This is a genomic window from Thermus islandicus DSM 21543 (assembly GCF_000421625.1).
GTDB classification, from domain to species: domain Bacteria; phylum Deinococcota; class Deinococci; order Deinococcales; family Thermaceae; genus Thermus; species Thermus islandicus.
In genome coordinates, this window is the sequence record NZ_ATXJ01000009.1 from 1 (window position 1) to 19,359 (window position 19,359).

16 protein-coding genes are annotated in these 19,359 nt (G+C 68.3%); 7 read left to right on the forward strand and 9 right to left on the reverse strand.

Annotation, left to right across the window (positions count from 1 at the left end; all coding sequences use genetic code 11):
- Positions 1-289 precede the first annotated feature (289 nt).
- The 7 genes from H531_RS0108740 (at position 290) to H531_RS0108770 (ending at position 9,670) form a co-directional block, all read left to right on the forward strand.
- The gene (locus H531_RS0108740) at positions 290-901 is read left to right on the forward strand and encodes a hypothetical protein (RefSeq protein ID WP_022798974.1); all 612 of its coding nucleotides are present in this window, start codon (positions 290-292) and stop codon (positions 899-901) included.
- A 55-nt stretch (positions 902-956) separates the two neighbouring features.
- Positions 957-1,706 carry a COG1470 family protein gene (locus tag H531_RS0108745; RefSeq protein ID WP_022798975.1) on the forward strand — a complete coding sequence of 250 codons (750 nt, stop codon included), beginning with the start codon at positions 957-959 and terminating at the stop codon, positions 1,704-1,706.
- Positions 1,691-2,287, forward strand: coding sequence for a hypothetical protein (locus tag H531_RS0108750; RefSeq protein WP_022798976.1), 597 nt, complete (start codon positions 1,691-1,693; stop codon positions 2,285-2,287). The genes H531_RS0108745 and H531_RS0108750 overlap by 16 nt, the downstream gene beginning before the upstream one ends.
- Before the next feature lie 15 nt (positions 2,288-2,302).
- Complete coding sequence (locus H531_RS15100; protein ID WP_022798977.1) at positions 2,303-4,747, forward strand: S1 domain-containing protein; 2,445 nt, start codon at positions 2,303-2,305, stop codon at positions 4,745-4,747.
- 199 nt (positions 4,748-4,946) lie between these two features.
- A complete protein-coding gene (locus tag H531_RS0108760; protein ID WP_022798978.1) occupies positions 4,947-6,683 on the forward strand; it encodes an ABC transporter ATP-binding protein in 1,737 nt (578 codons plus the stop codon).
- Positions 6,680-8,482 (forward strand): ABC transporter ATP-binding protein, encoded by a 1,803-nt coding sequence (locus tag H531_RS0108765; protein WP_022798979.1) that lies wholly within the window; start codon positions 6,680-6,682, stop codon positions 8,480-8,482. The genes H531_RS0108760 and H531_RS0108765 overlap by 4 nt, the downstream gene beginning before the upstream one ends.
- A gap of 3 nt (positions 8,483-8,485) precedes the next feature.
- Positions 8,486-9,670, forward strand: a complete 1,185-nt coding sequence (locus H531_RS0108770) for a bifunctional folylpolyglutamate synthase/dihydrofolate synthase (protein WP_022798980.1) — start codon at positions 8,486-8,488, stop codon at positions 9,668-9,670.
- Here the strand turns inward: H531_RS0108770 and H531_RS0108775 are convergent.
- From H531_RS0108775 to H531_RS0108815, 9 genes are all read right to left on the reverse strand, one after another.
- Positions 9,627-10,676: a protease complex subunit PrcB family protein gene (locus tag H531_RS0108775; RefSeq protein WP_022798981.1), complete on the reverse strand. Its 1,050-nt coding sequence runs from the start codon at positions 10,674-10,676 to the stop codon at positions 9,627-9,629. The genes H531_RS0108770 and H531_RS0108775 overlap by 44 nt on opposite strands.
- 53 nt (positions 10,677-10,729) lie before the next feature.
- A complete protein-coding gene (locus H531_RS0108780) occupies positions 10,730-11,578 on the reverse strand; it encodes an ABC transporter permease (protein WP_022798982.1) in 849 nt (282 codons plus the stop codon).
- A gap of 3 nt (positions 11,579-11,581) precedes the next feature.
- Positions 11,582-12,592 carry an ABC transporter permease gene (locus H531_RS0108785; RefSeq protein WP_022798983.1) on the reverse strand — a complete coding sequence of 337 codons (1,011 nt, stop codon included), beginning with the start codon at positions 12,590-12,592 and terminating at the stop codon, positions 11,582-11,584.
- Positions 12,593-12,643: 51 nt separating this feature from the next.
- Positions 12,644-14,224 (reverse strand): ABC transporter substrate-binding protein, encoded by a 1,581-nt coding sequence (locus H531_RS0108790; RefSeq protein ID WP_022798984.1) that lies wholly within the window; start codon positions 14,222-14,224, stop codon positions 12,644-12,646.
- Between the two features lie 83 nt (positions 14,225-14,307).
- A complete protein-coding gene (locus H531_RS0108795; RefSeq protein ID WP_022798985.1) occupies positions 14,308-15,021 on the reverse strand; it encodes an ABC transporter ATP-binding protein in 714 nt (237 codons plus the stop codon).
- Complete coding sequence (locus H531_RS0108800; RefSeq protein WP_022798986.1) at positions 15,018-15,797, reverse strand: ABC transporter ATP-binding protein; 780 nt, start codon at positions 15,795-15,797, stop codon at positions 15,018-15,020. Before H531_RS0108800 ends, H531_RS0108795 begins: the two co-directional genes overlap by 4 nt.
- The gene (locus tag H531_RS0108805) at positions 15,794-17,119 is read right to left on the reverse strand and encodes a branched-chain amino acid ABC transporter permease (RefSeq protein ID WP_022798987.1); all 1,326 of its coding nucleotides are present in this window, start codon (positions 17,117-17,119) and stop codon (positions 15,794-15,796) included. The genes H531_RS0108800 and H531_RS0108805 overlap by 4 nt, the downstream gene beginning before the upstream one ends.
- Positions 17,116-18,084 (reverse strand): branched-chain amino acid ABC transporter permease, encoded by a 969-nt coding sequence (locus tag H531_RS0108810; RefSeq protein WP_022798988.1) that lies wholly within the window; start codon positions 18,082-18,084, stop codon positions 17,116-17,118. Before H531_RS0108810 ends, H531_RS0108805 begins: the two co-directional genes overlap by 4 nt.
- A 66-nt stretch (positions 18,085-18,150) precedes the next feature.
- Positions 18,151-19,323, reverse strand: a complete 1,173-nt coding sequence (locus H531_RS0108815; protein ID WP_028490756.1) for a branched-chain amino acid ABC transporter substrate-binding protein — start codon at positions 19,321-19,323, stop codon at positions 18,151-18,153.
- Positions 19,324-19,359: the final 36 nt, after the last annotated feature.

The window sequence follows — 19,359 nt, forward strand, 5'->3', positions numbered from 1 at the left end:
GGCGGGGTTGGCATGAGGCGGCGGTCCTCCCACCCCTGCCGGGGGCTCCTTATCCCCGCCTTCAAGACCAAAATGGGCCTCTTCGGGTCAAAAGGGATGCGAGGGGTTGATGGCCTGCCCTTTAGGTTTTCACGCAGCTTTCACACAAACTGGTCTTTCACACAGTTTTCACACGCGCCGGTAAGGTGGATCTTGAGGGAAGCGGTGAACCCTCGAGCCCAAGACGGGCGCCAGGGGCCGAGGGGGAGCGAGTGGCGCGACCGGCCCTCTGCACAAGGAGGTGCAGAGCATGAGGAAGCTTATCGGCCTTGGGATCCTATCGGTCCTGCTCTCGGGCCTCGCCCTGGCCCAGACCAACACGGACAGCCACACGGTCACGGTGAAGGTCCCTTCCGTCCTCCAGCTCAGCCTGGACGCCACGGACTACCTGTTTGACTTCACCGACGCCACCCTCCAGGGCACGGAGACCACCACCGTGGGCGGTACCCCCTACACCAAAGCCTCCAGGGCGGCCTACCTCAACTTCCTGGAGGCAGGCCCCACCCAGGACTTCGCCCCCTCGTCCGTTGCGGGGACGAACGCGGAGTACGGTACCGTCACCGTCAAGACCAATCGGGCCCAGTGGACGGTGAAGGTGGACAGCATCGGGGGCACCCTCAGCCTGGGCAACAACCGGGTGAAGGTCTTCGCCGAGAAGCTCTCCGGGAAAGGGACTTCGTTAACTCTGTCGCCCACCCCAATCGCTCAGGGTCTCCCCCTCTTCGGTGCCACCCTCGGGGGAGGCCAGGGCAAGTCGGTGTACAAGCTCTACTATCTCTTCACCATGGACATCAACGACGACATCCCCCTCAGTGGCCTGAACGAAAGCATCACCCTCAACCTCCTCCTCACCTCGCCCTGAGGAGGGGGAGCCGGGGAGGGGGCGAAGGCCCCTTCCCCTTTCTTTAGACGGGACCATGAAACGCCTCGCCCTTGGCCTAAACGCCCTCTTCTTGGCCCTCCTCCCCCTCGCCCTGGCCCAGGCCGACCTCACCCTCTCCCCGGCGAGGCTGGAGTTCGCCCTTCCCTTTGGGGGAAGCGCCGAAGAGCGGGTGGTCCTCAAGAACGGCCTCCCCCGGGAGGAGGCCCTCCAGGTCCGCCTCCTTCCCTTCGCCTTGGATCCCAGGGGGAACGTGGTGGAAAGCCCCAAGCGGAACCTCTGCCCCCACCTCGAGGTGGCCCCCACCGCCCTCGTCCTCCCGCCCGGGGGGAGCGCCGAGGTCCGGGTCCGGGTGAAGGCCCCCCAAGGAGAGGGCACCCTCGCCTGCCTGGTGGTGTTCTCCGCGAGCCCAAGGCCCCTGGAGAGGGGAGGGGTGCGGCTTTCCGTCCGCCCCGAACTCGGCCTCGCCGTCTACCTGACCCTCCGGGGCACGGAGCGCCCGGCCTTCCGGGCGAAGGTGGGGGGAGCGGGGGAGAGCCTTCCCCTCCTCCTGGAGAACCCGGGGAACGTCCTAGAGAGGGTCTCGGGGGAAGCCCGGGTCTTTGACGGGGAGGGCAGGGAGGTGGCGAGGCTTCCCCTGGAGGCGGTCCCCGTCTTCCCGGGCGGATACCGGGAGCTTTTCCTGAGGCCCGACCCTCCCCTCCCTAGGGGGCGCTACCGGGTGGCCCTGATCCTGGAGGGCGCCTACGGGCGGTACGCGGCGGAGGGAACGTGGGACGTGCCCTAGCCCTCCTCCTTCTCCTCGGGTTCTCCCGGGCCTGGGCCCAGACCGCCTCCTGCGACGCCACCGACCTCCTCTTTGACTTCTCCGCTTCCGGCCCCCTCCAGACCCTCACCGTGGGGGGGCAGAGCTACTACGTGGCGAACCTCGCCTCCTACCTCCTCCTTTTGGGGGGCGCCTCCTCCATGCGCTTCCTGCCCACGCAGGTGGTGGGCGGGTCAGGGGAGCGGGTGGCCTGCACCCTCACCACCCCGAAGGGAGGCGGCGGGGGGGGAGTGCTCTGCGGGGCGGGCAACACCCGGTGCTTCCGGGTAACCGGCATGACCGGAAGCCTCCCCGTGCCCGGGGACTGGCAAGGACGCCTCTACGTGCTCGTCCAGGTGGTCTCAGGGAACGCCACCAGCCACGTCCCTACCCCCACCCTCCTCTCCGCCGTGCCCGACAACATGGGCCTCGCCAGCGTGGCCCGCAACACCACGGCGATCCTCTGGGTCTACTACTTCTTGGAGCTTTCCCCAACCGACGCCTTCCCTTCCCTTCCCGCCCAGGGGGTCCTCACCCTGACCTATAGCCTGCAGAAGAACTGACCCTTGGGGACTGCCTTGAGGCTCCTTTCCGTCCTACCCCTCCTCGCCCTGGCCCTGGGGGCGAGGCCCGGCGAGGTGGTGGTCCTCCCCTTCCCGGGCCTCCCCCCGGGGCCTTTGGAGGTGGCCTCCGACCTCCCCCTCCTCCTCGCCCCCCAAGCCTCGGACGGGGGCGTGGTCCTGGTGGCGGTGGAGGTGCCCCCTCGCTTCCCCCCTGGGAGCTACCGGGTGTGCCTCCGGGTCGCTTCGGAGAAGACTTTCTGCAAAGAGGTGACCGTAGAGGCCGTAGCCAGGCTTAGGGCCCAGGTGCCCGGGGAGGTGGCGGGAAGGAGCCTGCGCCTCGCCCTAAAGAACGAGGGAAACCTGTCCCTAAGGGTACAGCTCGCTCCCGCCGAGGGGAGCGAGGTGGCCTTCTCTCCCCTCGCCCTCTCCCTTTCCCCCGGGGAGGAGAGGCAAGCGGAGATTCCCCTATCGGGCTTCGGCCTCCTCCGCCTGGGCCTCCTCTGGGAGGGAAGGAAGGAGGTCTTCTACCTGGTCCGGGTGCGCCCCGAGGGAGGGAGGCCCCTTCCCTACACCCTTTCGGGCCTTCTGGAGGGGGAGTACGCTTCCGGGGCACCCCCCTCCCTCCGGCTCGCCTTGGAGGGAGGCCTCTCCCGGGAGGTACGCCTCGCCCTCGCCCTGGAGGGACCCCATCCCTCCGTCAGGGTGGGGGTGGGCACAGGAAACCTTTCCTTTGGGTTTAGGGCGACGGGAGGACGGGGAATAGAGGAGGCCCGGCTTGGCCTTCGGGAAGGCCCCTGGGAGGGGACCCTGGGCTACCCGCCCGCCTTGGAGGTGGCGTACTCGGGAGAGGCCCTCTACCGCTTCCGCCTCTCCCTCGAGGCCTTGAGCGTGGGCTTGGCCGACGGCACCTGGGCCTTCTCCGGCACCCTCCCCTTGGCCAAACCTGAGGGGGTTTCCCTGCGGCTGGAGCGCTACGGCGACTCCCGCCTTTACGCCCGGTGGGAAGGCGGGGCCTACCTGGGGTTCGCCACAAAGGGGTGGGAAGGGGAAGGGGGGTTCTCCCCTTCGGGCCCCACCTTCCGCCTGGGGTACGCGGGATCGGAGGGGGGCTTCACCTACGCCCTCCGGGTGGGCTACGGAGGAGGGCCCACCCTGGGCCTCCAGGCGGGGTACACGCGCCCTCCCTTTTCCCTCAGGGGTCGGCTGGAGTTCGGCTCCGCCGTTGCCTTTGGCCTGGGGGTGGGCTACCTCGAGGCCCCCCTGGCCCTGGGCCTGGACCTCTCCTCCTCGGGGCTTTTGGGCTTCCTGGAGTGGCGGGAGGCCCCCTACGCCTTGAGGCTCGAGGGAAGAGGGGACGGGAGGGGGCTCTGGTTCGGGCTCTTTGGGAGCTACGCCTTCCGCTTACCCGTGCCCGAGGAGGTCACCCTCGCCCTCGGGGGGTACGAGGAGGTGCCCTTGGAAGGCCGGGTGGAGCTCTTGGGGAAGCCCGTGAGGGGGGCGAGGGTGGAGGGGGGCCTCGCCCCTGTGGAAACGGACGAAAACGGGCGGTTTCGCCTCTACGCGCCGAGGGCTGGGGCCCGCCTCAAGGCCCTTCCCCCCGAGGGGCTTCTCGCCTTTCCCACCGAGGTCTCTTGGAAACCGGGCGACCCCCCTCCCGTCCTCGCCCTAAGGCCCGCCTCCGTCCTTCGCCTCCGGTGCGAGGGCGGGGGGCGGGGAGCCCACCTGGTGGGGGAGGTGGGGGCCTTCGTGCCCTGTGGCGGCGAGGCCTTCCTCTTCCCGGGGACCTACCGCCTCCTTCCTGAGGCGCTCCCGGGCTTCCGTGCAGAGGAACGGGAGGTAGTCTTGAGACCCCTCGCCGAGGAGGAGGTCCCCCTCGCCTTCGCCCCCCTCCCCGTTGAGGCCCTCCCCGAGGCGCGGCCCCTGAGGGTGGAGTGGCCCCTCGAGGTGGCCCCAGGGGAGGTGGCCCAGGTGCGGGTGCGCCTGGAGGGGGGTTCTCCTGGGGGAGTCTTCCTCTCCCTGCCCGTCCTGGGGGAAAGGCGGGAGGGAGACGACCTCGTCCTCCTCTTCCAGGTGCCCTGGGAGGCCCGGGAAAGGCTGGAGGTGGTCCTAAGGGCAAAAGGAGGGGAGAGCCGGGTCCTCCTCCCTCTGAACCCGGGAAAGGAACTCCTCTCGGTGCGGCTGGACCCCCCTCGAGCCTCCCTGGGGGAGAGGGTGCGGGTGCGGGTGGAGACCCTGTTCCCCGCGGAGGAGGTCCACCTCGTCTTGCCCACCGGGGCCCTTCCCCTTAGGCGTGAAGGGGAAGGCCCCCCGTGGGTCTTTGTGGGGACCTTCCGGGTGGAGGAGGCCCTTTTCAGGGAGGCAGAGCGCTTTACCGGATCCCTTGCGGCGCTTTCCCTTCAGGTAAAAGCCCGGCAGGGGGAGGTGGAGCGGGGGAAGGAGGTGCGGCTTCTTTTGCGCTAGGCCCCTCCTTCTGGTCCGCGCCCTGGGGGGCTGCGGCCCCACCCCAGTCGCCTCCGCCCCCTCTATCGGGAAAGCAAAGGCCCTGGGGAGCGCCCCCGCTGGCAGGAGCCGGCCACTCCCTGCCTGGGGTGGCCCCGATTCCTGGAAGCTATGTGGGGGCACTTAGTGTGCGGGGCGAGGCTAGGGTAGACTGGGAGGCATGACCGAGCGGTCAGCCCTCCGCCGCCTCCTGCCCTACCTGGCCCCCTACCGGGGGCCGTACCTCCTCGGGGTGGGGGCAGGCCTCCTTTCCATCGGTTTTTTCGTCCTGGGGCCCTACTTTCTCCGCCTGGCCGTGGACGCCCTCGGCCGCGGCGGGCCCTACGGGCACTACGCCCTCGGCCTTCTCCTCGCGGCCGGGGCCTCTGGCCTCCTCTCCTACCTCATGCGCCGCCTCTCCGTGGTGGCGAGCCGCCAGGTGGAGTACGACCTGAGGCGGGACCTCTTCCACCACCTCCTCCGCCTGGACCGGGGCTTCTACCAGGGGACGCGGGTGGGGGACTTGATGAACCGCCTGAACACCGACCTTTCTGCGGTGCGGGAGATGGTGGGCCCGGGGGTCATGATGGGCAGCCGCCTCTCCTTTTTGGTCCTCTTGGCCTTCGGCTCCATGTATGCGGTGAACGCCCGCCTGGCCTTCTACCTTACCCTGATCCTGCCCGCCATCGGCCTCTTCATGTTCTACCTCCTGAGGCTCGTGGACCGCCGCTACCGGGAGGCCCAGGAGGCCTTTGACCGGATCAGCACCCTGGCTCAGGAGGCCTTCAGCGGCGTCCGGGTGGTGAAGGGGTACGCCATCGAGGGCCGGATGCTGTCCCGCTTCCAGGCCCTGAACCGGGAGTATGTGGAAAGGAGCCTGGCCCTGGCCCGGGTGGAGGGGCCCATGCACGCCCTCCTGGGCTTCCTCATGGGCTTTGCCTTCCTTACGGTGCTCTGGGTGGGGGGGAGGATGGTGGTGCAAGGGGAGCTCTCCTTGGGCCAGCTGGTGCAGTTCAACGCCTACCTGGCCCAGCTCACCTGGCCCATCCTGGGCCTGGGCTGGGTCCTGGCCATGTACCAGCGGGGCCTCACCAGCCTTAGGCGGCTTCTGGAGCTTCTGGACGAGAAGCCCCGCATCCGGGACGAAGACCCCCTGCCCCTCTCCCCGGAGGACCTCTCGGGGGAGGTGCGCTTCCAGGGGGTGGGGCTTCAGGTGGGGGGGCGGTGGCTCCTTAAGGACATCACCCTCACCGTACCCGAGGGCATGACCCTGGGCATTACCGGGCGCACCGGTGCCGGGAAGAGCCTCCTCGCCGCCCTGGTGCCGAGGCTTTTGGACCCCACGGAGGGCCAGGTCCTGGTGGGGGGATACGAGGTCCGCCGGATTCCCCTCGCCGCCCTCAGGCGGGCGGTGGGGGTGGCCCCTCAGGAGCCCTTCCTCTTCAGCGAAACCCTCCTGGACAACCTGGCCTTCGGGCTGGAAAGGCCTGACCGGGAGCGGGTGGAGTGGGCGGCGAAGCTGGCGGGCATCCACGAGGAGATCCTCTCCTTCCCTGGGGGCTATGGGACCGTGCTGGGGGAGCGGGGCATCACCCTCTCCGGCGGCCAGCGCCAGCGGGTGGCCCTGGCCCGGGCCCTGGCCAAGAGGCCCAAGGTCCTCATCCTGGATGACGCCCTAAGCGCCGTGGACACCGAGACCGAGGCCCGGATCCTCCAGGGCCTGAAGACGGTCCTCGGCCGCCAGACCACCTTCCTCATCTCCCACCGCACCGCCACCCTGCGCCACGCCGACTGGATCATCGTCTTGGATGGGGGGAGGATCGTGGAGGAGGGCACCCACGAGAGCCTCCTCGAGGCGGGCGGCCTCTACGCCGAGCTGGACCGCATCCAGCGTATGGAGCAAGAGGTGGAGGAATGATCCAGGAGGACGCCTACAGCAAGGCGTTTGACCGGGTTCTTTTCGCCCGAATTCTGGAGTACGTCAGGCCCTACCGCCTCCAGGTGGGGCTCGCCCTCTTCTTTCTCCTCCTCGCCACCCTCACCGCCGCCGCCACCCCCCTCTTCTTCAAGTGGGCCATTGACGGGGCCCTGGTGCCCAAGGAGGCCAAGCCCCTTTCCGAGCGCTTCGCCCTCCTTTTGGGGTTGAGCCTGGGCTTCCTCCTGGTGCGGGGGGTGAACTTCGCCGCCACCTACGCCGAGACCTACCTCATCCAGTGGGTGGGACAACGGGTCCTCTTTGACCTGAGGAGCGCCCTCTTCGCCAAGTTCATGCGCCTCCACCCGGGCTTTTACGACCGGAATCCCGTGGGCCGCCTCATGACCCGGATCACCTCCGACGTGGACGCCATCAACCAGTTCATCACCGGGGGGCTCGTGGGGGTCATCGCCGACCTCTTTACCCTCGTGGGCCTCCTCGCCTTCATGCTCTTCCTTAGCCCCAAGCTCACCCTGGTGGTCCTCCTGGTGGTCCCCATCCTCCTTTGGGTCACGGCCTGGGTGCGGAACGGTATGCGGGCCGCCTACCGGGAGATGCGCCTGAGGCTTGCCCGCCTTAACGCCGCCCTTCAGGAAAACCTCTCCGGGGTGGAGACCATCCAGCTCTTTGTGAAGGAGAAGGAGCGGGAGGAGCGGTTTGACCGCCTGAGCCAAGACCTCCTCCGGGCCTGGGTGGAGATCATCCGCTGGTTCGCCCTCTTCTTCCCTGTGGTGGGCTTTCTGGGGGACCTGGCGGTGGCGGGCCTCCTCTTCGTCGGTGGGGGAGAGGTGGTGCGGGGAGCCGCTTCCTTGGGCCTCCTGGTGGCCTTTGTGGACTACACCCGCCAGCTCTTCCAGCCTCTCCAGGACCTTTCGGACAAGTTCAACCTCTTCCAGGGGGCCATGGCCAGCGCCGAGCGCATCTTCGGCATCCTGGACGCGGAGGAGGAGCTCAAGGACCCTCCCCACCCCAAGCCCATCCGGCGCTTCCGGGGGGAGGTGGAGTTTAGGGACGTCTGGCTCGCCTACACCCCCAAGGGGGTGGAGCCCTCGGAGGGGGACTTTGTGCTCAAGGGGGTTTCCTTCCACATCCGCCCCGGGGAGAAGGTGGCCCTGGTGGGGGCCACGGGGGCGGGGAAGACCAGCGTGGTGAGCCTCATCGCCCGCTTCTACGACCCCCAGAGGGGCCAGGTCCTTCTAGACGGGGAGGACGTGCGGCGCTACCGCCAGGAGGAGCTCCGACGCCATATCGGCATCGTCCTCCAGGACCCCTTCCTCTTCTCCGGCACCGTCTTGGACAACCTCCGCCTCTTTGACCCCTCCATTCCCGAGGAGAGGGTGGTGGAGGTGGCCAGGTTTCTGGGGGTGCACGAGGCGATCCTGCGCCTACCCCAGGGCTACCACACCCTTCTTGGGGAACGGGGGGCGGGGCTTTCCACGGGGGAGAAGCAGCTTTTGGCCCTGGTGCGGGCCCTCCTCATGAGCCCTGAACTCCTCCTCATCCTGGACGAGGCCACGGCCAACGTGGACTCGGAGACGGAGGCCCGCCTGCAGGAGGCCCTCTACCGGGCCATGGAGGGGAGGACGGCCATCCTCATCGCCCACCGCCTCTCCACCATCCGCAGGGTGGACCGCATCCTGGTCTTCCGCAAGGGAAGGCTGGTGGAGGAGGGCACCCACGAGGCCCTCCTGGAAAAGGGGGGGTACTACGCCACCCTCTACCGCCTGCAGTATGCGGACTAGGCCATGACCTACCGCGAGGCCCTGGACTGGCTGTACGGGAAGAGGCGGCAGGGCCCCCGGGGGACGGAGCGGGTACGGGCGCTCCTCGCCCGCCTCGGCCACCCCGAGGGGGCCTTCCCGGCGGTGCACGTCCTCGGCACCAACGGCAAGGGGAGCGTGGTGGCCTACCTCGAGGCCGCCTTCCGTGCCCGGGGCCTCCTCTACGGGGCCTACACCAGCCCCCACCTCCTGGACTTTCGTGAGCGCATCCGCACCCACCTGGGCCTCATCCCCGAGGAGAGGGTGGTGGGCTTCGTGGAGTGGGCGAGGGGCGAGGCCTGGGAGGAGCCCCCGGGCTTCTTTGACCTCGCCACCGCCCTGGCCTTCCAGCACTTCCGGGAGGTGGGGGTGGCCCTGGCGGCGGTGGAGGCCGGGGTGGGAGGGGAGAAGGACGCCACCAACGCCCTTTCCCGGGTGGTCCTCACCGTCCTCACCCACGTGGGGGAGGACCACCTCGAGGCCTTGGGGGGGAGTCTGGAGGCCGTGGCCCGGGAGAAGGCGGGGGCCTTCCGGGAGGGGGTGCCCGTGGTCACGGGGGCCAAGGGGGTGGGCCTGGAGGTGGCGCGGCGGGTGGCGGAGGAACGGGGGGCGCCCCTTTTCGTCCTGGACCCCCAGGACCCCCTTTTCGCCCTCCCCGCCCCCCCCGCCCTGAGGGGGGCCTTCCAGGAGCAGAACGCCCGCCTGGCGGCGGCCGCCCTCCGCCTCCTAGGCCTTCCCGAGGAGGCCATCGCCCGGGGGCTCCGGGAAGCGGAAAACCCTGGCCGCCTGGAGCGTTTCCTCCTGGGGGGGGTAGAGGTCTACCTGGACGGGGCCCACAACCCCCCGGCAGCGGAGGCCCTCGCCCGGGAGTTTGCCGCCTACCACCTCGTTTTTGGCGCCTTCCCCCGGAAGGACGCGAAGGGGGTTCTAGCCCACCTGCTGCCCAAGGCGCAAAGCGTCCGCTACACCCGGGCTGGGGAAGGGGCCCTGGGGCGGGAGCTTGGGGAGCCGTTCTTTGAGGATCCCTGGGAAGCTCTCCTCGAGGCCGTGGCCAGGGCCCACGAGGACGGGCTACCCGTCCTCGCCACCGGGTCCCTCTACCTGGTGGGAGCCTTGAGGGGACGGCTTAGTCCCGGGCCTCCGCCAGGGTCCTCCCCGCAGGGTCGGTGAAGACGACCCGGCGCACCTTCTGGAGCTCCAGGACCACGTAGGGGCTGGTCAGGGCCTGGGTGACGATGGCCCCCGGCCTGGGGGCGGTGAGGGTGAGGACCACCCGGGCGGCGTCCCCGGCGTAGGTGACCCCGGCCACCTCGAGGCCGTACCCCCCTGTGGGTTTGAGGCCCCGGAAGAAGGCGGCCACGCTTCTGTTGCGGAAGTCCACGCTCGGGGCCGGGGGGCGGGGAAGGCGGTTTTGCACCACCAGGTTCCAGACCTCGGCGAAGCGGTTGGGGTCGTTGGCCAGGAAGGCCCTCGGGGCCTCCTCCTGGTAGGCGGCGTTTACCCCCCGGTCCAGGATGCGGAAGAGGGGCGCGGGCGGGGCCACGATCTCCACTCTAAGCCCGTACTGCACGGAAAGGGCGCCGACCCGGTAGGCCTCGGGGGCCGGGTCCAGGGCCAAAGGCTTCAGAACGGGCTCGGCCAGCTCAAAGAGCACCACCTGCCGCCCCCCCCGCCGGGCGAGGACCTCCCGCAGGAGGACCTGGGTCTCGGGGCCGGTGAAGGCGGAGAGGTCCGGGGTTTGGTAGCTGGCCGGCTGGACCAGGGTACGCCTTTCCCCCTCCCTCAGGCCTCCGGTGAGCCGCACCCAGCCCACCCCGTCGTAGAGCCAGCTGGAGCGCAAGGGGGCCTGGGCCCGCACCTCCAGGAGGCTTCCCGAAACCCCCCGCACCGCCTCGGCGGGAGGCCTCAGGGCCGGCCCCACCTCCCTGAGGAGGGGGTTGCCGTCCACCCAGAGGGCTTCGGGAACAGCCCAAAGGCTCTCCCCTCGAGGCCTTTCCAGCCTGAGGGTCTTCTCGGAGAGCCGCACCTCCCGGGGCTCCCCGTAGAAGTAGGCCCAGCGCTCCGTGGCCTCGGGGAAGAGGAGCTGGGCCTCGGCCACCCGGTAGCCCGTGCCCTGAAGCACCTCGCAGGCGGCGAGGAGGGGCAGGAGGAGAAGGGGAAGGCGCCACGCCTTCATGGCTCCATCATAGCCCTTGGGCCCCCCGGATCCTTAAGCTTCCCTTGAGCTCCCTAGGGGCTCCGGGGGTCTAGGGCGTCCCGCAGGCCGTCCCCCAGGAGGTTGAAGGCGAGCACGGTGAGGACGATGAAGAGCCCGGGGAAGATCATCGTCCAGGGGGCGTTCATGGCGTACCCCCCCTTGAAGCTGTCGGCGATCATGGCCCCCCACTCGGGGGCCGGGGGCTGGGCCCCGAGGCCGAGGAAGCCCAAGGCGGCGGCCTCGAGGGTGGCCGTCCCGATGGAGAGGGTGGCCTGGACCACGAGGGGGGGGAGGGTGCCGGGAAGGATGTGCTTGAAGAGGAGGCGGCCGTTGCCCGCGCCCAGGGCGATGGCCGCCTGCACGAAGTCCTGCTCCCGCAAGGAGAGGACCACGGCCCGGGCCAGGCGGATGTAGACCGGCACCTGCACGATGCCGATGGCCAGCATGGCGTTTTGCAGGCTGGGTCCCGAGACGGCCACGATGGCGATGGCGAGGAGCGTTCCGGGAAAGGCCAGGAGGAGGTCGGCCAGCCAGCCGATCAAAAGCTCCGTGCGCCCCCGGAAAAACCCCGCCAAGAGCCCCAGGAGGGTGCCGAGGGCCAGGCCGAAGGCCACCGAGACCACGCCCACCTGCAGGGAGATGCGGCTCCCGTGCAGCACCCGGGTGAAGATGTCCCGGCCCAGCTGGTCGGTGCCGAAGGGGTGGGCCCAGGAAGGGGGGGTCAGGCGGGAGAGGTAGTCCCGGTCCGTGGCCGGATCGTAGGGCTTGAGGAGGGGGATCAGGAGGGCGAGGAGCACGAGGCCCAGGGTGAGGACCAGCCCCACCTTGCCCGAGGGGGACTTCAGGAAGCGTCTTAAGGCTCTCCGAGTGGGGGTTTCCATGGCTCACCGGTACTGGATGCGGGGGTCCAGGAGGGCGTAGGAAAGGTCCACCAGGAGGTTGACCAGGACGAAGGCCGTGGCCACCACCAAGACCCCGGCCTGGACCACCGGGTAATCGCGGTTCAGGATGCCCTCGTAGATGTAGGAGCCGATGCCCGGCCAGGAGAAGATGGTCTCCGTCAGGATGGCCCCGCCGAGGAGGGTGCCGAACTGGAGGCCCACGATGGTCACCACCGGCAGAAGGGCGTTTTTTAGGGCGTGCTTGAGGATCACCTGGCGTTCGGAGAGGCCCTTGGCCCGGGCGGTGCGCACGTAGTCCTGGGAGAGGACCTCCAGCATGGCGCTTCGGGTGATGCGGGTCAGGATGGCCAAGGGGATGGTGCCCAGGGTGAGGGCGGGGAGGAGGAGGTGCCGGAGGGCGTCCAGCACCACCTGGGGCTTGAGGGAAAGCAGCCCGTCCAGGACCAAGAAGCCGGTGATGGGGCGGAAGTCCAGGGCCAGGTCGGTGGAAAGCCTTCCTCCGGTGGGGAGCCAGTGGAGGTTCACCGCGAAGAGGTAGACCAGGAGGAGGCCCAGCCAGAAGACGGGGATGGAGACCCCAAGGAGGGAGAGGCTCATGGAGAGGGTGTCCAGGAGGCTGTTCCTGCGCACCGCTGCCAGGATGCCCATGGGGATGCCCAGGGCCACCGCCACCAGGGTGGCGCTCAGGGCCAGCTCAAAGGTGGCGGGCCAACGGCGCTTCAGCTCCTCGGCCACGGGGATGGTGGAGACGGCGCTCACCCCGAGGTCCCCGGTGAGCACGTTCCTGAGGAAGGCGAGGTACTGCACGTGGAGGGGGCGGTTTAGCCCAAGCTTTTCCCGTAGCGCCTCGAGCTGTTCCGGGCTGCCCCGCTCCCCCAGGATGGCCTGGGCGGGGTCCCCGGGGATGAGCTTGAGAAAAAGAAAGACCAGGAGGCTGATCCCGAAGAGGACCGGGACCAGCCCTAAAAGCCGCCTCAAAACATAACTTCCCATGTTTCCGCAAGAAGCCCGGACCCCCCCGAGGGGGGTCCGGGGTAAAGGGGCCTAGCGCTTCTCCACCGCCTCAAAGGACTCGGAGCCCAGAGGGCTCGGGGTCCAGCCGGTCACGTTCCTCCGCTTGGCAAGGAGGGGCTGGGAGTGGACGATGGGGATGCGGAGGGCCAGGTTGAAGGTGAGCTCGTCGGCCTGCTGGTAAAGCCGCTTGCGCTCCTCGAGGCCCGGGGTGGTGGCCGCCTTGGTGAGGAGGTCGCCGAGCTCCTTCACGCAGAGGGGCTTGCCTGCGCTGTCAAAGAGGTCGGCGATGGGGCAGGCGAAGTGGGGATCGTAGAAGTTCTGCGGGTCGCCGTAGTCCCCGGTCCAGCCCAGCATGTAGGCCTGGAAGCCGGGGGCCTTCTTGCGGTCGGCCAGGTAGCTGGCCCAGTCCTTGGTCTGGAGCTTCACCCGGATGCCGAGGGCGGAGAGGTCTGCGGCCATGGCCTCGGCGATCTCCTTGGGGGTGGGGAAGTAGGGCCGGGAGACGGGCATGTACCAGAGCTCCAGGTCAAACCCGTTCGGGTACCCCGCCTCCGCCAGGAGGGCTTTGGCCTTCTGGGGGTTGTACTCGTAGTCCGTCACCTTGGGCGACTGGAAGGCCCTCATGGAAGGGGGGGTGAAGTGCCCGTCCGTTAGCCCCAGCTTCCCCCAGAAGCCCTGGACGATGGCCTTCTTGTTGATGGCCATGGCGATGGCCTGGCGCACCCTGGGGTCGGAGAAGGGCTTGTAGGCGGGGTTCAGGGCCAGGTAGCCCACGTTGAACGAGGGGCGGAAGACGGCCTGGAGGTTCGGGTCGGCCTCGAGGTCCTTGAGGTTGGCGGGGGGGATGTCGGTGGTGAAGTCAATCGTCCCGGCCTTGAGGGCCGCCAGGCGGGCGGCGGGGTCCTTGATGACCTTGATGACCACCCGGTCCATCTTGGGGAGGCCCTTGCGCCAGTAATTGGGGTTCCTCTCCAAGACGATCTGCTCCCCGGGCCGCCACTCCACGAGGCGGAAGGGCCCGGTGCCCACGGCGCTTCCCGTGGGGGAACCATACTTCGCCCCGTCCTTGCGGATGGCGGAGGGGCTCGCGATGCCGAAGTAGCCCGAGCCGATGGCGGCGGGGAAGGCGGGGAAGGGCTGGGTGAGGACGAAGCGCACCGTGTACTTGTCCACCACCTGGACCTCCTTCAGGAGGGAACCGGGGTCGCCCTTGAAACCGCCGAAGAGCTCGGGCCAGATCTCGTAGCGGGCGGCGGCGTCAATCCGCGTGGGGTTCTTGGGGTCCCACCACCGCTCCACGTTGAACTTCACCGCCTCGGCGGTGAGCTCGGTGCCGTCCTGGAACCGTACCCCCTGGCGCAGGCGGAAGGTCCAGACCTTGCCGTCTTGGCTGCTGAACCAGCTGGTGGCCAGGCCCGCCGTGACCTCGGTGCTCCCCGGCTTGAAGTCCACCAAGGTGTCGTAGATCTGCCGCTGGACGTAGATGGAGATGCCGTCCGTGATGTTGCCGGGCTCGAGGCTCACCGGCTCCCCGTTGGCCCCGAAGACCAGGGTCTTCTGGGCCAGGCCCAGGCCAAGCGCTACCAAAAGTCCGAGGAGAGCTTTTTTCATACCGCTCCTTTCCGGGGCACGCCCCTTAGGCTACGCCTGAAGTATAAGGCGCCCCCTTCCGGGGGCGCAAGCGCAGGTAGGGCCTAGCCTTCCCCCAGGTAGGCCTTCTGCACCTCGGGGTTCTGGGCCAGCTCCCCGGCGGGCCCAAAGAGGGTGATCTCCCCCGTGGCGAGGACGTAGCCCCGGTGGGCGATCTGGAGGGCCAAGCGGGCGTTTTGCTCCACGAGGAGGATGGTCTTCCCCTCCCGGTTCAGCTGCTGGATGGTTTCAAAGATGAAGTCCACCAGCACCGGGGCCAGGCCCATGGAGGGTTCGTCCATGAGGAGGATGCGGGGGTTTTGCATGAGGGCCCGGCCGATGGCCAGCATCTGCTGCTCCCCGCCGGAGAGGGTTCCCCCTTTTTGGTGGCGGCGCTCGTGAAGGCGGGGAAAGAGGGCGAAGACCTGGTCCTTGCGCGCCTCCACCACCTTGCGGTCCTTTTCCAGGTAGGCCCCGATCTCCAGGTTTTCCTCCACGGTGAGCCGGGGGAAGATCTTCCGCCCCTCGGGCACGTGCCCCACCCCCAGGGCCACGATCTCATGGGGGGGGAGGCGGTGGATGGGCCTCCCCTGGAAGCGCACCTCCCCCTGCCGGGGCTTCACTAGGCCGCTGATGGTGCGCAGGGTGGTGGTTTTGCCTGCCCCGTTGGAGCCGATCAGGGTCACGATCTCCCCCTCCTCTACCCGGAGGGAGATCCCCTTCAGGGCGTGGATGTGTCCGTAGTAGGTGTGGACGTCCACGAGCTCCAAGAGGCTCATGCCGCACCCCCCGCGGCCCCCTTGCCCAGGTAGGCCTCGATGACCCTGGGGTTCCAGCGCACCTCCTCGGGGGGGCCCTCGGCGATCTTGGCCCCGTACTCCAGGACGGCGATGCGGTCGGAGATACGCATGACCAGGCGCATGTCGTGCTCAATGAGGATCACGGTGATGCCGAGCTCCTCCCGGAGCCTCTGGATGAAGGCCTGGAGGTCCTCCGTCTCCCTAGGGTTCATGCCCGCCGCGGGCTCGTCCAGGAGGAGGAGCCTTGGCCTCAGGGCCAGGGCCCGAGCGATCTCCAGCTTGCGCTGCTCCCCGTAGGGCAGGTTCCGCGCCAGCTCGTCCTTCCGGTGGAGGAGGCCCACGTAGTCCAGAAGCCTTTCCGCCTCCTCCTTGGCCCGCCTTTCCGCCCTTTGCGCCAGGGGGGTGCGGAAGAGGGCGTGGAAGTAGGGGACATGGATGTGAATATGCATCCCCACCAGGAGGTTCTCCAAGACGGTCATGGCCCCGAAGAGGCGGATGTTCTGGAAGGTGCGCCCCACCCCTTCCTTGGCCACCCGGTCGGGAGAAAAGCCCGTCACGTCCTTGCCGAAGAGCAGGATCCTCCCCTCATCGGGGGTGTAGATGCCCGTGAGCAGGTTGAAGAAGGTGGTCTTGCCCGCTCCGTTGGGGCCGATGACGGAAAAGATCTCCCCCTGGTTCACCTCCAGGCTCACGTTGTTCACGGCCACCAGGCCGCCGAAGCGCTTGGTGGCGTTTTGGACCTCGAGGGCCTTCATGCTTCCTCCATCTCCGCCCGGTGGCGCTTCTCGGGGATGAGCCCCTCCGGGCGGTAGATCATCATGAGCACCAGGATGATCCCCAGGACCAGCCGCTCGTACTTGGCCGGGTCCACCTGGTTGGGGATCTGGGGCAGGCTGGTGCGCACGAACTCGCTGAAGGTCTTCAGGATGTCCAGGTTCAGGATGGAAAGCGCTGCGGCCCCCAGGATGGCCCCGGGGATGGAGCCCATGCCGCCCAGGATGACCATGGCCAGGATGTTGATGGAGGCGAGGAGGGTGAAGGACTCGGGGGAGACGAAGGTGCGCTGGGCGGCGAAGATGACCCCCATCACCCCGGAGAAGGCCGCCCCGGTCATGAAGGCCAGGAGCTTGGTGGGCAGGAGGGGGATGCCCATGGACCGGGCGGCGATCTCGTCCTCCCGGATGGCCACCCAGGCCCTGCCGAACCGGGAGTTGGCCAGGTTCACGTTCACCAGGATCACCAGGCCGATCATGAGGAGGACGAGGAGGTAGAAGAAGAGCTGGTAGTCCGTGGTCTGGTCCAGGCGCACCCCCAGGCCGGCCATGAGGTGGCGGAACCAGTCAATGGGAGGGCGCTGGACAGGGGTGATGCCCTGGGGCCCGTTGGTGAAGTTGATGGGGTGGTCCAGGTTGTTGGCCAGGATGCGCACCACCTCCCCCAGGCCCAGGGTGACGATGGCCAGGTAGTCCCCCCGGAGGCGGAGGGCGGGTAGGCCGATGAGGAGGCCGGTGAGGGCGGTGGTGACGATGGCGATCCCCATGAAGAGGTACATGTACTCCCCAGGCAGGGGGAAGCTGCCCTGCAGGAAGTTCTTGGCCTGCTCCGAGCCGAAGATGGCCCAGGTGTAGGCCCCCACGGCGAAGAAGGCGGCGTAGCCCAGGTCCAGAAGCCCCGCCATGCCCACCACCACGTTGAGGCCCAGGGCCATGGCCGCGTAGATGCCGATCTGGATCCCCAGCTCAAAGACGAAGGTGTTGGCGAACCCCGCCAGGGGGACCGAGAGGAGGAGGATGGCCGCCCCCAGGAGGAGGCGGAGCCAAAGGGGCAGGCGCAGGGTGGTGAGGGCCACGAGAATCCCCACCAGACCAATGAGGCCCAGGGTGTTCCCGGAGAGCTTCAGCCCCAGGGTGAAGCCCAGGGTGAGGAGGGCCAGGTTCAGCCCCCTAAGGCCCTGGGGGAGCCGGGCGAAGGCGGCGAAGGCCAGGGCGGCGAAGCCTAAAAAGGCGGAGAGGGCCCCGGGGAGGAGCCAGGACAAAAGAAGAAAGGCCAGGCTGAGGAGGAAGCTGATTAGGGTCATACCTTCTCCCTCACGATCTGGCCGAGGAGGCCCTGGGGCCGGAACAGGAGGATGAGGATGAGGATGAGGAAGGCCACCACGTCCTTGTACTCGGTGCCGAAGTTGCCGTTGGTCAGGATAGGGAGGTAGGTGCCGAAGAAGTTCTCCAGCTGGCCCAGCACCAGCCCCCCCAGCATGGCCCCGGGGATGTTGCCGATGCCGCCCAGCACCGCCGCGGTGAAGGCCTTGATGCCGGGGAGGAAGCCCACGTAGGGGCTCACCGTGGTGTACTGGAGGGCGAAGAGCACCCCGGCCACCCCGCCCAGGGAGCCCCCGATAAGGAAGGTGCGGGAGATGATCCGGTCGGGGTCAATCCCCATGAGGCTTGCGGTCTGCAGGTCCTGGGCCACGGCCCGGATGGCCACCCCAAGCTTGGTGCGGTTCACCAGGTAGGTGAGGCCCACGAGCATCAGGATGGACACCCCGATGAGGATGAGGCTCTTGGTCTGGATGAAGACGCTGCCCCCAAACAGGCTGAAGGAGCTCTCCAGGCCCTCCACGGTGCGCATGCGCAGGAAGAACTCGTTGTGCCAGAGCCCCTCAATGAGGCGTACCAGGTCCTGGAGGATGAAGGACACCCCGATGGCGGTGATCAGGGGGACCAGGCGGTTGGTGGTGCCCCGCTTCCTCAAGGGACGGTAGGCGAAGCGCTCCACCAGGATGGCGGTGAGGCCGGCGATGACCCCCCCCAGGACCAGGGCCAAAAGGAGGAGGAGAAAGCCGTTGCCCACAGAGGGGGCCAGGTACCGGAAGACCTCCACCCCCACCACGGCCCCGATCATGAAGATCTCCGAGTGAGCGAAGTTGATGAGCTCCAAAACCCCGTACACCATGGTGTACCCCAGGGCCACCATGGCGTAGACGAAGCCCAGGACGAAGCCGTCAAAGATGACCTGGGGCAAGAGGGTTAGGATCTGCTCTAGCAAGACGCCTCCTTTCTCCGGGCCGAGGGGGTGGCCGGAAGGCCACCCCCTCCAGGCGTCCCCCTCAGTTTACTTGGCGCCGGGGGCCGCCATCTCAATGACGCGGATCAGCTTGTTGTCTGCCCAGTTGCCGGTGGAGGCCACCTGCATGACGAAGTACTTGGCCTTCTTGTTGTCGCCCTTGTCGTCAAACTCAATGGCGCCGGTGAGCCCCTCCATCTTGACCTTCCGCACCTCCTGGGCCACCTGCTCCCGGGTGGGCTTCTTGCCGCCGGCGGCCTTGATGGCGTTCTCCAGGGCGGTGAGGATCACGTTGGCCGAGTCGTAGGCGTAGATGCCGAAGCCCTCCATGTCCTTACCGTACTTTTGCTTAAACTTCTGGGCCACGGCCTTGGCCTTGGGGAAGGCGGAGACGGGGCCGGCCACCGTGGTGTAGAAGGTCCCGGCGGCGTTGTCCTTACCCGCCAAGCGGACAAACTCGCTGGAGTCCAGGCCGTCCCCGCCCATGAGCCGGATCCTCACGCCCCGTTCGCGGAGCTGCTTGACGAAGGGGCCGATCTGGCTGTAGATGCCCCCGAAGTAGATGAGCTGAGGCACGGGCCTGGCCCCGCGGATCTGGTTGATGATGGGCACGAAGTTGGACTGCTCCTCGGTGCCCACGAAGGCCACCGCCTTGCCGCCCAGGGCCTCAAAGCGCTTCTTGAACTCCTCCGCCAAGCCCTGGCCGTAGGCGGTCTTGTCGTGGATGACGAAGACGTTCCTCACCTTGAGGTTGTTGAAGGCGTACTCTGCCCCCACGGGTCCCTGCACGTCGTCCCGCCCGCAGATGCGGTTCACGTTGGGCAGCCTGCGGTCCGTGACCCGGGGGTTGGTGTTGGCGGGGGAGACCATGACCAGCCCCACCCGGGCGTAGACCTCGCTGGAGGGGATGGCCACCCCGGAGTTCAGGTGGCCCACCACCCCCAGGATGTCCGGATCGTTGATGATGCGGTTGGCGTTGGCCACGCCCACGTCGGGGTTGGCCTGGTCGTCGTAGGGTACCAGGACCAGGTCAAAGCCCAGGGCCTTGAACCGGGCCTTGGCCTCCTCCACCGCCAGCTCCGCCCCGAGCTTGATCTGCTCCCCCAGGGCGGCCTGAGGGCCCGAGAGCGGCGACTGGGTGGCGATCTTGATGACGTTGGCCTGGCCCAAGGCCATACCTAAGGCGGCCGCACCTGCTACCAGAAGCCCGACTTTCCTCATACGCACCTCCTGTAAGAGCACGCGTTCGCGTTGCGG

Excerpts from the sequence above, each read along its gene's own strand:
- H531_RS0108740 (WP_022798974.1), top strand. The coding sequence starts at position 290 with ATGAGGAAGCTTATCGGCCTTGGGATCCTATCGGTCCTGCTCTCGGGC.
- H531_RS0108745 (WP_022798975.1), top strand. The coding sequence starts at position 957 with ATGAAACGCCTCGCCCTTGGCCTAAACGCCCTCTTCTTGGCCCTCCTC.
- H531_RS0108760 (WP_022798978.1), top strand. The coding sequence starts at position 4,947 with ATGACCGAGCGGTCAGCCCTCCGCCGCCTCCTGCCCTACCTGGCCCCC.
- H531_RS0108765 (WP_022798979.1), top strand. The coding sequence starts at position 6,680 with ATGATCCAGGAGGACGCCTACAGCAAGGCGTTTGACCGGGTTCTTTTC.
- H531_RS0108770 (WP_022798980.1), top strand. The coding sequence starts at position 8,486 with ATGACCTACCGCGAGGCCCTGGACTGGCTGTACGGGAAGAGGCGGCAG.
- H531_RS0108775 (WP_022798981.1), bottom strand. The coding sequence starts at position 10,676 with ATGAAGGCGTGGCGCCTTCCCCTTCTCCTCCTGCCCCTCCTCGCCGCC.
- H531_RS0108780 (WP_022798982.1), bottom strand. The coding sequence starts at position 11,578 with ATGGAAACCCCCACTCGGAGAGCCTTAAGACGCTTCCTGAAGTCCCCC.
- H531_RS0108785 (WP_022798983.1), bottom strand. The coding sequence starts at position 12,592 with ATGGGAAGTTATGTTTTGAGGCGGCTTTTAGGGCTGGTCCCGGTCCTC.
- H531_RS0108790 (WP_022798984.1), bottom strand. The coding sequence starts at position 14,224 with ATGAAAAAAGCTCTCCTCGGACTTTTGGTAGCGCTTGGCCTGGGCCTG.
- H531_RS0108795 (WP_022798985.1), bottom strand. The coding sequence starts at position 15,021 with ATGAGCCTCTTGGAGCTCGTGGACGTCCACACCTACTACGGACACATC.
- H531_RS0108800 (WP_022798986.1), bottom strand. The coding sequence starts at position 15,797 with ATGAAGGCCCTCGAGGTCCAAAACGCCACCAAGCGCTTCGGCGGCCTG.
- H531_RS0108805 (WP_022798987.1), bottom strand. The coding sequence starts at position 17,119 with ATGACCCTAATCAGCTTCCTCCTCAGCCTGGCCTTTCTTCTTTTGTCC.
- H531_RS0108815 (WP_028490756.1), bottom strand. The coding sequence starts at position 19,323 with ATGAGGAAAGTCGGGCTTCTGGTAGCAGGTGCGGCCGCCTTAGGTATG.